Origin of the sequence: Maricaulis sp., assembly GCF_039978735.1 — a bacterium.
In the GTDB taxonomy this organism is placed as follows: Bacteria; Pseudomonadota; Alphaproteobacteria; order Caulobacterales; family Maricaulaceae; genus Maricaulis.
The window spans coordinates 15,039-28,042 of sequence record NZ_JBDWAS010000046.1 but is presented as its reverse complement, the minus strand read 5'-3'; the positions used below and the strand labels follow the sequence as shown (position 1 = coordinate 28,042).

Here is a 13,004-nt window from a genome sequence, read left to right as displayed (position 1 = left end):
TCAGTCTTGGCCGGTTTCAATCGGTGTATCGTCGCGCGAGCCCCATTCGGCCCACGAGCCATCATAGACGGCGGCCGTACGGCCCAGTCTTTCAAGTCCGAGCGCAAGGATGCAGGCCGTCACCCCGGAGCCGCAAGTGGTAATGACGGGCCTGTCGTCGTGCAGGCCGGCGGCGCGGAAGTGATCGGCCTGGCCGGCCAGTTCTCCCCGCTCGTTCAGCAGCTGGATGAAGGGCAGGCTCAACGCGCCGGGCATATGTCCGCTGCGCATGCCGGGACGCGGTTCCGCCGCGCTTCCGGCAAAGCGGGCGGCTGGCCGCGCATCGAGAATCTGGTGCGTGCCGGATGTGACCGCATCGAGCACGTGCTCCCGCCCGGCGAGACGGTGGGGTTGGAGGTCGGCGGTGAAATCGCCCTGAGGCCAGTCATCGGCCGGGCCGTTCTCGACCGGTCCGCCCGCCGTCAACCAGAGCGGAAGGCCACCGTCCAGCACACGCACGGCCTCATGTCCCATCGCCCGGAACATCCACCAGACACGCGCTGCACTGAACAGGCCCATGCGGTCATAGACGATCAGTTCGCTGTCCCGGTTGATGCCCAGGGCGCGCGCATGGCGTTCGAATACATCCGGCGGCGGCAGCATGTGGGGCAGGGACGAGGTTTCGTCCTTCACCGTGTCGATATCGATCAGCCGGGCACCGGGAATACAACCCGTCACGCGCGGCTGCGGCCCGCCCTCGAAGGTCCAGGTCGCATCAAGAAAGACGGTTCCGGCAGCGCCGTGCCGGGTGAGCGCCTCGGCAACGGAGATAACCGGGTCGGTCATGCCTCCATCCAGGCCGGCACCGGCAGGCCCTTCTCGCGCAGGAAATCCGGATTGTAGAGCTTGGACTGGTAGCGCGAGCCGTGATCGCACAACACGGTCACGATGGTGTGGCCGGGGCCCATATCGCGCGCCATGCGGATGGCGCCGGCGATGTTGACCCCCGACGATCCGCCCAGGCACAGGCCTTCCTGCGTGATCAGATCGAAGATCAGGGGCAGGGCTTCCTCGTCGGAGATGCGATAGGCCCGGTCGACCTTCGTATCGACGAGGTTGGCCGTGATGCGGCTCTGGCCGATGCCTTCGGTGATCGACGTGCCTTCGGCCTTCAGCTCGCCATGGGCGAAATAGCCGTAGAGCGCCGCACCGCCGGGATCCGCGATCCCGATCTGCACCTCGGGATTTTTCGCCTTCAGCCCGGCCGACAGGCCGCCCAGCGTGCCGCCGGAACCGACAGCACAGATGAAGCCGTCCACCTTGCCGTCCGTCTGCTCCCAGATTTCCTGTGCCGTGGTGGCCGCGTGGAAGTCGCGATTGGCGGTGTTGTCGAACTGGTTGGCCCAGATCGCGCCATTGGGTTCGCTCCTGGCCAGTTCCTCGGCCAGCGTGCCGGAATAGCGGGCATAATGATTGGGGTTGGAATAGGGGACGGCATCGACCTCGATCAGCTCGGCGCCGAGAAGCCGGATCGCGTCCTTCTTTTCCTTCGACTGGGTGCGCGGGAAGACGATCACCACCCTGTAGCCCAGCGCCGCACCGACCATGGCCAGGCCGATCCCGGTATTGCCGGCCGTGCCTTCCACGATCGTACCGCCGGGTTTCAGCGCGCCTGAAGCCTCCGCGGCGCGGATAATGCCCAGGGCGGCGCGGTCCTTGATCGACCCGCCGGGATTGAGGAATTCCGCCTTGCCCAGAATCTCGCAGCCGGTGGCCTCCGAAGCGGCATTGAGCCGGATCAGCGGCGTGTTTCCGATCAGGTCGACGACAGACTTGGCGGGGGTCACGGGCGTTCTCCAGTTTGCGGACGGTTCGGGCGATATAGGCACGGTCTTGTCGAGTCTCCAGCCATAAAACGCAAATCCGGGGATCCGGATCGCACCTTCGCGCGTAGACAGGGTATGAAAACGCTCGTCCTGACCCTCCTCTACACCGCCTTCGCCTCGCCGGCGTCCGTTCCCGCTGAACCGCCCGCCGATATCGTGTTCGACGTGCTGCGCAATGGTCAGGCCTTCGGCCGCCATGAAGTGCGTTTCGACAAGGGGCAGGATGGCGCGCTTCTGGTCGATATCGATATCGAACTTCGGGCGGGCCTCGGCCCGATCACCGTGTTTCGGTATGAACATGCCGCCGAGGAAGTCTGGCGCGACGGACAGCTGGTCTCGCTGGAAGCCGAGACACTGAAGGATGGCGACCGGGTCGCAGTGGATGTCGAACGCGGCAGCGATGCCGGCCTTGCCGACCTGATACCGTCCAGCCACTGGCTGGGCTATGACCCGGCGCTTACGCGCATCCTGAATACCGAAACCGGCGCTCCCATGCCCGTGGAGATCGAGGATCTGGGGCTGGAAACGATCGAGACGGCGTCCGGCGAGATCGAGGCGCGCCACATCCGCATGACCGGCACGCTGACGGTCGATCTCTGGTATGATGCCGAAGGGCGCTGGGTCGGGTGTGCCTTTGAGGCGCGCGGCCAGACAATCCGCTACGTCCTGCAGGACGTTTAGGCGTCCTCTTCAGCAAACTGCGATTTCATATGCTCGAAGGCCGCAAGGGCAGCCTCGCGGCCGGCTTTCAGATCGACCACGGGGCGCGGATAGGTGCGTCCCAGCTCCACGCCCTGCGATGCCAGCTGACCGGCTGACGTCTCCCATGGCGCGTGGATGTCGCGCGTTGAAAGTCCGGCGAGTTCGGGCACCCAGCGGCGGACATAATGACCGTCCGGGTCGAATTTCTCGCCCTGCGTCGCGGGATTGAAAACACGGAAATAGGGCGCTGCATCGGCGCCGGAGCCGGCCACCCATTGCCAGCTTGCGGCATTCACCACCGGATCGGCATCGACCAGCGTGTCCTCGAACCAGGCCATGCCGTCACGCCAGTGACAGCCGATATGCTTGATCAGATAGGAGGCGGTGATCATGCGCGGACGATTATGCATCCAGCCCGTCTTCCAGAGCTCGCGCATCGCCGCATCGACCATCGGAATACCGGTCCGGCCACGCTGCCAGGCCTTCAGCCCGTCGGAATTGTCGCGCCAGGGAAAGTGATCGAAGCGCGGATCGAAATTCTTTTCCCGCAGATCGCCGAAATGATGGACGAGATAATAGGCGAAATCGCGCCAGCCGATTTCCGCGAGATATTTCTCGGCCGCCCCGAAGGACTGGCCGCGCTCCGCGTGCAGCTGAACCCGGTGCCAGACCGAGCGGGCGGAAATCTCGCCCCAGCCCAGATGCGGCGACAGGCGTGAGGTGCCGAACAGGTCGGGCCGGTCACGATGGGTCTTGTAGTCGGGCAGCGTCTCGCCGAGGAAGGTTTCGAGCTGTTTGCGGGCCGCGGCTTCGCCGGGCGTCCAGCGGTCATGGAAACCGGCCGCCCAGTCGGGCTTCACCGGCAGCAGGCCCCAGTCCGCCAGCGCATCGCTGGCAATTGCGTCCGCGGGCCTCAGCCGGTCCGGTGCGGGCAGGGGCGCGCGGGGCGAGAAGTCCTTCTGTGCGGCCCGCCAGAAGGCGCTGAACACCTTATAGGGTTTGCCGGAGCCGTTCAGCACGCTGGCCGGGTCGATCAGGGTCGTGGCGCGGAAGGCGCGCGGCCGGACATCCGCGGCCTGCAAGGCTTCGGCGATATCGCGGTCGCGGGCGTCGATCCAGGGCCAGTCGACCCGGTTCCAGAAAACCTCGCGCACGCCGGCCTCGCGTACGATCTGCGGGATGAGATCGGCCGCCGCACCCTGGCGCAGGCTGAGCGTTCCGCCCAGGCGTTCGATGTCGGCGGCGAGGGCGGTCAGCGAGTGGTGCAGCCACCAGTCGGCTGCGGCGCCCGGCGACAGGCGCAGCGCCGTATCCTCTTCGCGGATATAGACAAACAGGAGCGGCCGGCCGCTCTGGACCGCCGCATGCAGTGCCGGATTATCGGCAAGGCGCAGATCGCGCCGGAACCAGACGAGTGCAGGTGCGGTGGCGGTTGCAGTTGCCATGAGTGTCCTGTGGATCGATAAGGGCCTTGTCTGAATACGCCGCCGACCCGATATCGGATCAGGCGAGCGACACCAGCGCCGGCTGCAGGCCGGCAGCAGAACGAGGCCCGAAGGAGGCCGTGAATGAGCCAGGTCAATTCCGTGATTTCCATCCCCCGTCCCGGTCGAGATCCGATCGAGATCGGCAATGACCGCAAGCTCACCTTCATCGCCGGTCCGTGCCAGCTGGAAAGCCGCGAACACGGGCTGGAAGTCTCCCAGCAATTGCGCGAGATCGCCGACCGTCTCGATGTCGGCCTGATCTACAAGACGTCCTACGACAAGGCGAACCGCACCTCGCTCTCGAGCGCGCGCGGCATGGGGCTGGAAGCCTCGCTGCCGGTGTTTGCCGAGATCCGTGAGAAGTCCGGCCTGCCGGTGCTGACCGATGTGCACACGGCCGAGCAGGCGAAGCTCGCCGCCCAGGCCGTCGACGTGATCCAGATCCCGGCTTTCCTGTGCCGCCAGACCGACCTGCTGATCGCAGCCGCCGAGACCGGCAAGCCGGTGAATGTGAAGAAGGGCCAGTTCCTGGCGCCCTGGGACATGAAGAATGTCATCGCCAAGGTGGCCGACGCCGGCAATCCGAATGTTATGGCCTGCGAACGCGGCGCCAGCTTCGGCTACAACACGCTCGTCTCCGACATGCGTTCACTGCCGATCATGGCCAGCTTCGGCGCACCCGTCGTGTTCGATGCGACCCATTCCGTGCAACAGCCCGGCGGGCAGGGCACGACCTCCGGCGGTCAGCGCGAATTCGTGCCGACCCTGGCCCGTGCGGCCGTGGCTGTGGGCGTCGCCGCCGTCTTCATGGAAACCCATCCGGATCCGGACAATGCGCCGTCGGACGGCCCCAACATGGTGCCGCTGAGCGAATTCGAAGCCCTGGCCGCACGCCTGCTCGAGTTCGACGCTCTCGCCAAAGGCCTCTAGCGGAATTCCCGTCTGTCGGGGATGGGCACAACGGGCGCATCCTCGACTTCCTCAATCCCGTCCAGTGCCGGTGCCCAGCGGCGTTCCTCCTGCAGGATGGTGGAGAGGTTCAGGCTGCGCCGAGCCGCATCCAGCCGCAGATCCTCGTAGAAGAGGTTGAAGGGCGGGACCCGGTATTCCTCGGCCATGCGGTTGGGGCGACGCAGATCGGCATAGTCCGGCTCTTCCACGAACAGGATGCCATCGCCGCACTGGGCGCCGGTCTGTCCGGGCACGGGCGCTGGCGTTGAGTCCGGCGGCAGGCCTTCGGCGGCCACGCCGCCACGATGCAGGCGCGCCGAGGCATATTCCGCCGTGCGCGCCGACAGGATCGGATTGACGCACAGGAGGCCGCGCCCGTCGACAAAGTCCAGACCGCCGCGCGGCGTCCAGGTCATCGAGCGTTCGGTGAGGATGCGGATGCGATCCTCCTCGCCCGGGCGGGCATAGGAATAGGCCAGCACGCAGCGCACATCCTCGGGTGTCTCGCAGGGCGGGATATCGGCGAGCACATTGTTGAACAGGTCCAGCGGCACCGGCGATTCGAGGATATAGGCGGCGATCAGCCGCTCACGCAGTTCCGGATCGGGTGCGATCCGCTCGATCAGCAGGCCCAGCACGTGGAAACCGCCCTGGCCGACACCGGCGAGCAGGATCGGCCGGTCATCGCCCACCTGCATCAGGAAGGCGTCGAAGGCACGTTCGACATCGCCATAGGCAAACTGCCGCGCCAGGATGGAATCCTCGCGGTTGTTCATGAAGGTATAGAGCGCCGCCTGGCGGTATTTCGGCGCAAAGAGCACGCCGGAATTGGCGAAGGGGGCCGCATAATTGGGCAGCATGGTCCGCGTCACCGCCTCGACGGCGCGTTCCTTGTCCAGCTCGGCATTCCAGTTCGAACCGCCCGGATAGGTCGTGGGATGGACGAAGAACACCGCCGGCTCGTCCTCCCCGGTAAAGGTGCCGCGGGCAAACCAGGCCTCGGCGCTGGCATAATTGGCGCCGCGCGGCGGGGTATAGGTCTGGAAGGGTTCGCCGGGGTCCTGGAAGGTCTGATAGATCTGGTCGCGCAGGGCCCAGCTGGTCAGTGCGAGCAGGACCAGGAAGCCGGCCGCGCCGGCCAGCATCATCCAGCGAGCGATCGAGACAGGATTGGCCTTCATGCGGTCACGGTCTCCCTGCAGACTTGCCGGAAGACGTCGCGTGCCGAGATTGGCGCACCGGAATCCATAACGTAGACTACCCTTGCTGCGGGGGAATCAGCTCTTTTCACGCGCCTTGCGCCGTCCGGACACGGGAGTGCCATGTTTCGCTGGCTTCGCAACAGTTTCCTCACCGGGATCGTTATCGCAACCCCGTTGGGTGTGACGCTTTACCTGATCGTCGCATTCGTCGGCTTCGTCGACAATGTCGTCAAGCCGCTGATACCGGCGCGCTACAATCCGGAAAACTATCTGCCGGGCGACTTCACCCTGCCCGGGCTCGGCGTGCTGATCGCGGTGGTGATCCTCACCCTGCTCGGCGCCTTCGCCGCAAATGTGTTCGGCCGGACGCTGATCAATCTGGGCGACCGGATCGTCGCCGGCGTGCCGCTTGTGCGCAATGTCTATGGCGCGCTGAAGCAGATCATGGAGACGGTTTTTTCCGGAAAGAGCAATTCCTTCAAGGAAGTCGTGCTGATCGAGTATCCGATGAAAGGGCTCTATGTGGTCGCCTTCGTCTCGGCCAATGGCGACAATAATCTGAAGGAAAAGATTTCCGACGATGTGGTCGGCCTGTTCGTGCCCACAACGCCCAACCCGACCTCCGGCTTCCTGCTCTACACGCCCAAGAAGAACACCATCCCGATCGACATGTCTGTGGAGGAGGCGGCCAAGCTGATCATTTCCTTCGGCATGGTCACGCCGGACAAGCTGCCGCGCGATGTGCGCGCCACCCTGCCGCCGGAAATGTTCACCCGGACCTGAGCATGCGCACGCCCTGGTCCTGTTCGAACAGGTAGAGCAGGACCCGCAGGGCCTCGCCGCGAGCGCCTGTCAGTTCAGGGTCCTGATGGACCAGCAGGCGGGCCTGGTCATTCGCTTCGGCGATCAATTCGCCATGCGCTTCCATGTCGGCGAGACGGAAGTCCGGCAGACCGCTCTGGCGCAGGCCCAGCGGATCGCCGGCGCCGCGCAGACGCCAGTCCTCCTCGGCGATGCGGAAACCGTCATCGGTCTCGCGCATGGTCTCCAGGCGTGAGCGGGCCGTCTCGCCCAGCGGGCCCTTGTACAGGAGCAGGCAGGAGGAGGGCTTGTCGCCCCGGCCGACGCGTCCGCGCAGCTGGTGCAATTGCGCCAGGCCGAAGCGTTCGGCGTGTTCGATGATCATCACCGTGGCGTCGGGCGCATCCACGCCGACCTCGATCACGGTGGTCGCGACGAGCACATCCATTTCGCCATTGCGGAACGCGTTGGCGGTGGCTTCTTTCTCGGCCGCTTTCATGCGGCCGTGCAGCAGGCCGACGCGCTGATCCCCCAGCGCGGCCCGCAAATGCCGCCAGCGATCCTCGGCGGCGGAGAGTTCGGACTGTTCGGATTCCTCGACCAGCGGACACACCCAGTAGACCCGGTCGCCGCGGCCGATGGCCCGGCGCACGCCCTCCACCACCTCGTCCAGCCGCTCCATCGACACCAGCCGCGTTTCCGGCGGGATGCGACCAGCCGGCTTCTCGTCCAGACGCGACACGTCGAGATCGCCATAGACGGCGAGCGACAGGGTGCGCGGGATCGGGGTGGCGGTCATCACCAGCGTATCCGGCTTGTGCCCCTTGGCCGTCAGCCGCATCCGGTCGGAGACGCCGAAACGGTGCTGTTCGTCGATCACGACCAGGCCGAGATCGGCGAATTCAATGCCCTCCTGGAAGAGCGCGTGAGTACCGCAGACGACATCCACCGTGCCGGCGGCCATGCGTTCCAGGATCTCCTTGCGCGCGGCGCCCTTGTCCCGGCCGGTCAGGGCGATCACGGAAAGCCCCGCCGGTTCAAGCAGCTGCGCCAGGGTCTTGGCGTGTTGCCTTGCCAGGATTTCCGTCGGCGCCATGATCGCGGCCTGCGTGCCGGCCTCGGCGGCCTGGGCCGCAGCGAGGGCCGCGACGAACGTCTTGCCGGCGCCGACATCGCCGTGCAGCAGCCGGGTCATCCGCTCGCCGGACTCCATGTCGGCACGGATCGCCTCGAAGGCCCGTGTCTGGGCGCCGGTCGGCGCGAAAGGCGCATTGTCGAGGATGGCGCGGACCTTCTCGCCTGTTCCCTTGAGCGCCCGGCCGGACTGGGCCTTGCGGCGTGCCCGCACCAGCTGCAGGGCGAGCTGGCGGGCAAACACTTCGTCAAAGGCCAGCCGCGCGCGTGCCGGATGCGACGGGTCCAGATCGGCTGCGGATTCCGGCGCGTGCAACATGCGCACGGCCTGGCGGAAATCCGGCCAGCCCTTCTCGCCGCACATATCCGGCGGCAGCCATTCGGGCAGGGCGGGCACCATCGCCACCGCACCGGACACGGCCTTGCGCATCGTCTTGCCGACAAGCCCGGCGGTGAGCGGATAGACCGGCTCGATCAGCGGCGTGCCGGCGGCTTCTTCCTCTGTCATCACCAGATCGGGATGCAGCATCTGGATTTCCGAGCCATAGCGCTCGCAACGTCCCGAGACGATGCGGCTCTCGCCCACGGGCAGGATGCGCTGCAGATAGTCGGGGCGGGCATGGAAGAAGACGAGATGCAGGAAACCCGTCCCGTCATACATGCGCACCTTGTAGGGCTGGCCCTGGCGGCGGCCGGGCACATGTTCCTCGACCGTGGCGGTGAGGGTGACGATCTGGTCTTCCGGCGCATCGATCACACTGACCTGGCGCGACCGGTCGACGATGCTGGCCGGTTTGAGAAACACCACATCCTTCACCCGCGGCCCCGCCACCTTGGCGACCAGCGTGGCCAGCCGGGGGCCGATACCGGGCAGGGCGGTGACGTCCTGGAACAGGGGGAAGAGAATCTCTGGGCGCATCCTTATCTACTTTATCGGCAAGTTGCGCGGCTGCCACCGGTCGACGCGGCCTTTCAACGGGACTATATGCGCCCATCATGACCGATACGCTCGACACCCAACGCAAGAAATTGCGGATCCGCGCCTGGCGCCGCGGCTTCAAGGAAGCCGACCTGATCCTCGGCCGCTTCTGCGACGACAATATCGACAGCCTGGACAAGGCCGGACTCGACGCGTTCGAGGCCCTGCTCGACCAGTCTGATCAGGATGTGTACGGCTGGATCATCGGGCGCGAGCCCGTTCCGGCCGAATTCGACACGCCGGTGATGGACCGGCTCAAGGCGTTCCGCGTCGATGCGGACGCAGCCTTCGGCGACGGGCCGAAAGCCTGATATTCGCGAGGCAGCGCAGACATGTCCGATATCGAGATGATCGCCCGCGCCCAGGGCCCGGCCACTGTCTGCGGTGCGCCGGAGGGCCTGGATGCGCTGATGCTGGCCGATGCCGGCCGTCTGCATGGCGGGCTGAGCGTCTTTATCGCACGCGACGATTCCCGCGCGGCAGCCTTTGCCTCCGCCCTCGACTTCTTCGCCCCCGACGCGGAAATCCTGCGCCTGCCGGCCTGGGACTGCCAGCCCTATGACCGCATCTCGCCGTCACCGCGTGTGGCCGCGCGCCGGGCGGCGACACTGGCCCGTCTGGCCGGCGGGCTGGGCGGCAAGCCGGTTTTCCTGGTCACCACGATCAATGCGATGACCCAGCGCTGTGCGCCCGTCGAGGTGCTCACCGGCGCGGGCATTGCGATCCGCCCCGGTGCCAGCGTCGATGTCGAAGAGCTCAAGCACCATTTCGCGGTCAACGGCTATGCCCGCACGGCCACGGTGATGGAGCCGGGCGATTATGCCGTGCGCGGCGGTGTGATCGACGTCTACCCGCCCGGCGCGCCGGAACCGGTCCGCCTCGACTTCTTCGGCGACACGCTGGAATCGATCCGCGGTTTCGATCCGGAAACCCAGCGCTCGACCCGCCAGATGGACGGCATATCCTTCACCCCGGTCAGCGAGGTCCTGCTGGACGAGGAGACGGTGTCGCGCTTCCGTTCCGGCTTCATCAAGACCTTCGGCGCGATCAAGGACGACCCGGTCTATGAACAGGTCAGCGCCGGCGCGCGCCCGGCCGGTGTCGAGCACTGGCTGCCGCTGTTCTACGAACACCTCGCCACACCGTTCGACTATCTGCCGGACAATACGCTGATCGGTATCGACCATCTGGCCCAGGATGCGCTGGACGAGCGGCTCAAACAGGTCGCCGACTATTACGAGGCGCGCACCACGGTCGATGAGAGCCGGCATGAGAGCAGCCTGTCGGCGCCGACCTACCGGGCGCTGAAACCGGAAGCGCTGTATTTCGCCGAAGGCGACTGGACCAAGGCCCTGCAGGGCCGGGCGGTGCGCCGCTTTACCGCCTTCCGCGAGCCGGGCCCGCAGACCATCGATGCCGGCGGCAAGCAGGGCCGCGCCTTCACCGCCGAACGCACGGCCCAGAACGTCAATGTATTCGACGCAGCGGCCGGCCATGTGCGTGACCTCACCAAGGCCGGCAAGCGCGTCGTGCTGGCCTCCTGGTCCGGCGGCGCATCGGAACGCCTGGCCAGCGTGCTGGGCGATCACGGGATTTCCGGCATTCGCGCCTGCGAGAGCTGGGCCGACGTGACGAGCCTGCCGGCCGCCGCCGTGGCGCGTGTCGTCCTGCCGCTGGAACGCGGTTTCGAGACCGACGAACTCGCCGTCATCTCCGAACAGGACATCCTCGGCGACCGTCTGGCGCGGCCGCGGCGGCGACGCAAGTCAGCAGACATCATTGTCGAGGCGGGCTCGCTGTCGCCGGGCGATCTGGTGATCCATGCCGATCACGGTCTGGGCCGTTTCATCGGCCTGAAAACCCTGCCGGTACAGGACGCGCCGCACGATTGCATCGAGCTGGAATATGCCGGCGCGGCCAAGCTCTACCTGCCGGTCGAGAATATAGAACTTCTCTCGCGCTATGGCGCCGAGAGCGAGACGGCGCAGCTGGACAAGCTGGGCGGTGTCGCCTGGCAGGCGCGCAAGGCCAAGGCCAAGAAGCGCCTGCGCGACATGGCCGACCAGCTCATCAAGATCGCGGCCGAGCGCATGGCCCGCAAGGCCGATCCGATCGAACCGGCCAGCGGTATTTTCGACGAGTTCTGCGCGGCTTTTCCCTATGCCGAGACCGACGACCAGCTCAATGCGGTCGAGGACGTGTTCGGCGATCTGGCGCGCGGCCGGCCCATGGACCGGCTGATCTGCGGCGATGTCGGCTTCGGCAAGACCGAGGTGGCGCTGCGCGCCGCCTTTGTCGTCGCCATGTCCGGCCGCCAGGTGGCCGTCGTGGCCCCCACGACCCTGCTGGCCCGCCAGCACTACAAGACTTTCTCGGAACGCTTCCGCAACTGGCCGGTGAAAGTGCGGCAATTGTCGCGCCTGGTCGGTGCCAAGGAAGCCAAGGCCACGCGCGACGAACTGGCCGATGGCAAGGTGGAGATCGTCGTCGGCACGCACGCACTGCTCGCCAAGACGGTGAAATTCTCCGATCTCGGCCTGCTGATCGTCGACGAGGAGCAGCATTTCGGGGTGAAGCACAAGGAGCGCCTGAAAGAGCTGCGCACCGATGTACATGTGCTCACGCTCACCGCGACGCCGATCCCGCGGACGCTGCAGCTGGCGCTGACCGGGATCCGCGATCTGTCCATCATCGCCACGCCGCCGGTCGACCGTCTGGCCGTGCGCACCTATGTCGCGCCCTTCGATCCGGTCTCGGTGCGCGAGGCGCTGTTGCGCGAGAAATATCGCGGGGGCCAGGCCTTCTTCGTGGTGCCGCGCATCACCGATCTCGACGAGACCGCGACCTTCCTGCGCGAAAGCGTGCCGGAAGTGTCCTTCGTCGCGGCGCATGGCCAGATGGCGGCGAGCCAGCTGGAAGACATCATGACGGCCTTCTATGAGGGCCGCTATGACGTGCTCCTGTCCACGACGATCGTGGAATCCGGCATCGATATCCCGACCGCCAACACGCTGATCGTGCACCGGGCCGACCGGTTCGGCCTGTCCCAGCTCTACCAGCTGCGCGGCCGCGTGGGGCGCTCCAAGACGCGCGCCTACGCCTATCTCACCACGCCGATGCGCCAGAAGATCACCGATGGCGCCGACAAGCGGCTGAAAGTCATGCAGTCGCTCGACAGTCTGGGCGCCGGCTTCACCCTGGCCTCGCACGATCTCGATCTGCGCGGTGGCGGCAATCTGCTGGGCGAGGAACAGTCGGGCCATATCAAGGATGTCGGCGTCGAGCTCTACCAGTCCATGCTGGAAGAAGCGGTCGCCTCGCTGCGCGGTGGCGGCGATGCCGAGGATGAGGGCGAATGGTCGCCGCAGATCAATGCCGGCGCCGCCGTCCTGATCCCGGACCACTACGTCCCCGATCTGGATGTGCGCCTGCAGCTCTATCGCCGCCTGTCCTCGCTGGACACCAAGACCGAGCGCGAGGCCTTTGCCGCCGAGCTGATCGACCGTTTCGGCCCGCTGCCGGGCGAGGTCGAGACGCTGATGCGTGTCGTCGCAGTGAAATCGCTGTGCAAGCATGCCGGCGTCGAGAAGGTGGATGCCGGCCCCAAGGGCGCGGTCATCCATTTCCGCGGCGACAAATTCGTCGATCCACCGGCGTTGATCGAGCACATCTCGAAGAACCCGGCTCTCTTCAAGGTGCGCCCGGACCACAAGCTGGTCCTGCGCGCCGAATGGGATGCACCGGAGGATCGTCTGCGCGCCATCGAGCGGGCCATGGCGCCGCTTGCCGACATCGCCGCCCGGGCGAAACAGGCCCAGGCCGGAACGGCCTGAGCCTGCTCAGCTCACTCTGTTTTCCCGGGCTCGATCTACTTTCCCCGGCC

The 13,004-nt window shown here is 66.3% G+C and carries 10 protein-coding genes; 5 read left to right on the top strand and 5 right to left on the bottom strand.

Going from position 1 to position 13,004, the window contains the following annotated elements; all coding sequences use genetic code 11:
• Both ABJO18_RS14075 and ABJO18_RS14070 read right to left on the bottom strand, forming a co-directional pair.
• Window positions 1-825 carry a sulfurtransferase gene (locus ABJO18_RS14075; protein ID WP_348507390.1) on the bottom strand — a complete coding sequence of 275 codons (825 nt, stop codon included), beginning with the start codon at window positions 823-825 and terminating at the stop codon, window positions 1-3.
• A complete protein-coding gene (locus ABJO18_RS14070; RefSeq protein WP_348507389.1) occupies window positions 822-1,826 on the bottom strand; it encodes a cysteine synthase A in 1,005 nt (334 codons plus the stop codon). The genes ABJO18_RS14075 and ABJO18_RS14070 overlap by 4 nt, the downstream gene beginning before the upstream one ends.
• A gap of 114 nt (window positions 1,827-1,940) precedes the next feature.
• Here ABJO18_RS14070 and ABJO18_RS14065 point away from each other — a divergent pair, with 114 nt between their 5' ends.
• Window positions 1,941-2,546 (top strand): DUF6134 family protein, encoded by a 606-nt coding sequence (locus tag ABJO18_RS14065; RefSeq protein ID WP_348507388.1) that lies wholly within the window; start codon window positions 1,941-1,943, stop codon window positions 2,544-2,546.
• Here the strand turns inward: ABJO18_RS14065 and ABJO18_RS14060 are convergent.
• Window positions 2,543-4,012: a deoxyribodipyrimidine photo-lyase gene (locus ABJO18_RS14060; protein WP_348507387.1), complete on the bottom strand. Its 1,470-nt coding sequence runs from the start codon at window positions 4,010-4,012 to the stop codon at window positions 2,543-2,545. The genes ABJO18_RS14065 and ABJO18_RS14060 overlap by 4 nt on opposite strands.
• Before the next feature lie 123 nt (window positions 4,013-4,135).
• Here ABJO18_RS14060 and kdsA point away from each other — a divergent pair, with 123 nt between their 5' ends.
• Window positions 4,136-4,984 carry a 3-deoxy-8-phosphooctulonate synthase gene (gene kdsA / locus ABJO18_RS14055; RefSeq protein ID WP_348507386.1) on the top strand — a complete coding sequence of 283 codons (849 nt, stop codon included), beginning with the start codon at window positions 4,136-4,138 and terminating at the stop codon, window positions 4,982-4,984.
• Here the strand turns inward: kdsA and ABJO18_RS14050 are convergent.
• Window positions 4,981-6,186, bottom strand: coding sequence for a DUF3089 domain-containing protein (locus tag ABJO18_RS14050; protein ID WP_348507385.1), 1,206 nt, complete (start codon window positions 6,184-6,186; stop codon window positions 4,981-4,983). The two genes, kdsA and ABJO18_RS14050, sit on opposite strands and share 4 nt — an antisense overlap.
• 141 nt (window positions 6,187-6,327) lie before the next feature.
• On the opposite strand from ABJO18_RS14050, the gene ABJO18_RS14045 reads away from it, so the two are divergent.
• Window positions 6,328-6,990 carry a DUF502 domain-containing protein gene (locus ABJO18_RS14045; protein ID WP_271186580.1) on the top strand — a complete coding sequence of 221 codons (663 nt, stop codon included), beginning with the start codon at window positions 6,328-6,330 and terminating at the stop codon, window positions 6,988-6,990.
• Here ABJO18_RS14045 and recG read toward each other — a convergent pair.
• Entirely contained in the window at window positions 6,977-9,061 is a 2,085-nt protein-coding gene (recG, locus tag ABJO18_RS14040; protein ID WP_348507384.1) for an ATP-dependent DNA helicase RecG, read from the bottom strand. The genes ABJO18_RS14045 and recG overlap by 14 nt on opposite strands.
• 77 nt (window positions 9,062-9,138) lie before the next feature.
• On the opposite strand from recG, the gene ABJO18_RS14035 reads away from it, so the two are divergent.
• Complete coding sequence (locus tag ABJO18_RS14035) at window positions 9,139-9,432, top strand: succinate dehydrogenase assembly factor 2 (protein ID WP_271186582.1); 294 nt, start codon at window positions 9,139-9,141, stop codon at window positions 9,430-9,432.
• A gap of 21 nt (window positions 9,433-9,453) precedes the next feature.
• Window positions 9,454-12,954 (top strand): transcription-repair coupling factor, encoded by a 3,501-nt coding sequence (gene mfd / locus ABJO18_RS14030; protein ID WP_348515976.1) that lies wholly within the window; start codon window positions 9,454-9,456, stop codon window positions 12,952-12,954.
• Window positions 12,955-13,004: the final 50 nt, after the last annotated feature.

What these genes read in the sequence shown, in the direction of transcription:
- ABJO18_RS14050 (WP_348507385.1), bottom strand. Translation starts at nt 6,186, where the DNA reads ATGAAGGCCAATCCTGTCTCGATCGCTCGCTGGATGATGCTGGCCGGC.
- mfd (WP_348515976.1), top strand. Translation starts at nt 9,454, where the DNA reads ATGTCCGATATCGAGATGATCGCCCGCGCCCAGGGCCCGGCCACTGTC.
- ABJO18_RS14045 (WP_271186580.1), top strand. Translation starts at nt 6,328, where the DNA reads ATGTTTCGCTGGCTTCGCAACAGTTTCCTCACCGGGATCGTTATCGCA.
- ABJO18_RS14035 (WP_271186582.1), top strand. Translation starts at nt 9,139, where the DNA reads ATGACCGATACGCTCGACACCCAACGCAAGAAATTGCGGATCCGCGCC.
- kdsA (WP_348507386.1), top strand. Translation starts at nt 4,136, where the DNA reads ATGAGCCAGGTCAATTCCGTGATTTCCATCCCCCGTCCCGGTCGAGAT.
- ABJO18_RS14060 (WP_348507387.1), bottom strand. Translation starts at nt 4,012, where the DNA reads ATGGCAACTGCAACCGCCACCGCACCTGCACTCGTCTGGTTCCGGCGC.
- recG (WP_348507384.1), bottom strand. Translation starts at nt 9,061, where the DNA reads ATGCGCCCAGAGATTCTCTTCCCCCTGTTCCAGGACGTCACCGCCCTG.
- ABJO18_RS14075 (WP_348507390.1), bottom strand. Translation starts at nt 825, where the DNA reads ATGACCGACCCGGTTATCTCCGTTGCCGAGGCGCTCACCCGGCACGGC.
- ABJO18_RS14065 (WP_348507388.1), top strand. Translation starts at nt 1,941, where the DNA reads ATGAAAACGCTCGTCCTGACCCTCCTCTACACCGCCTTCGCCTCGCCG.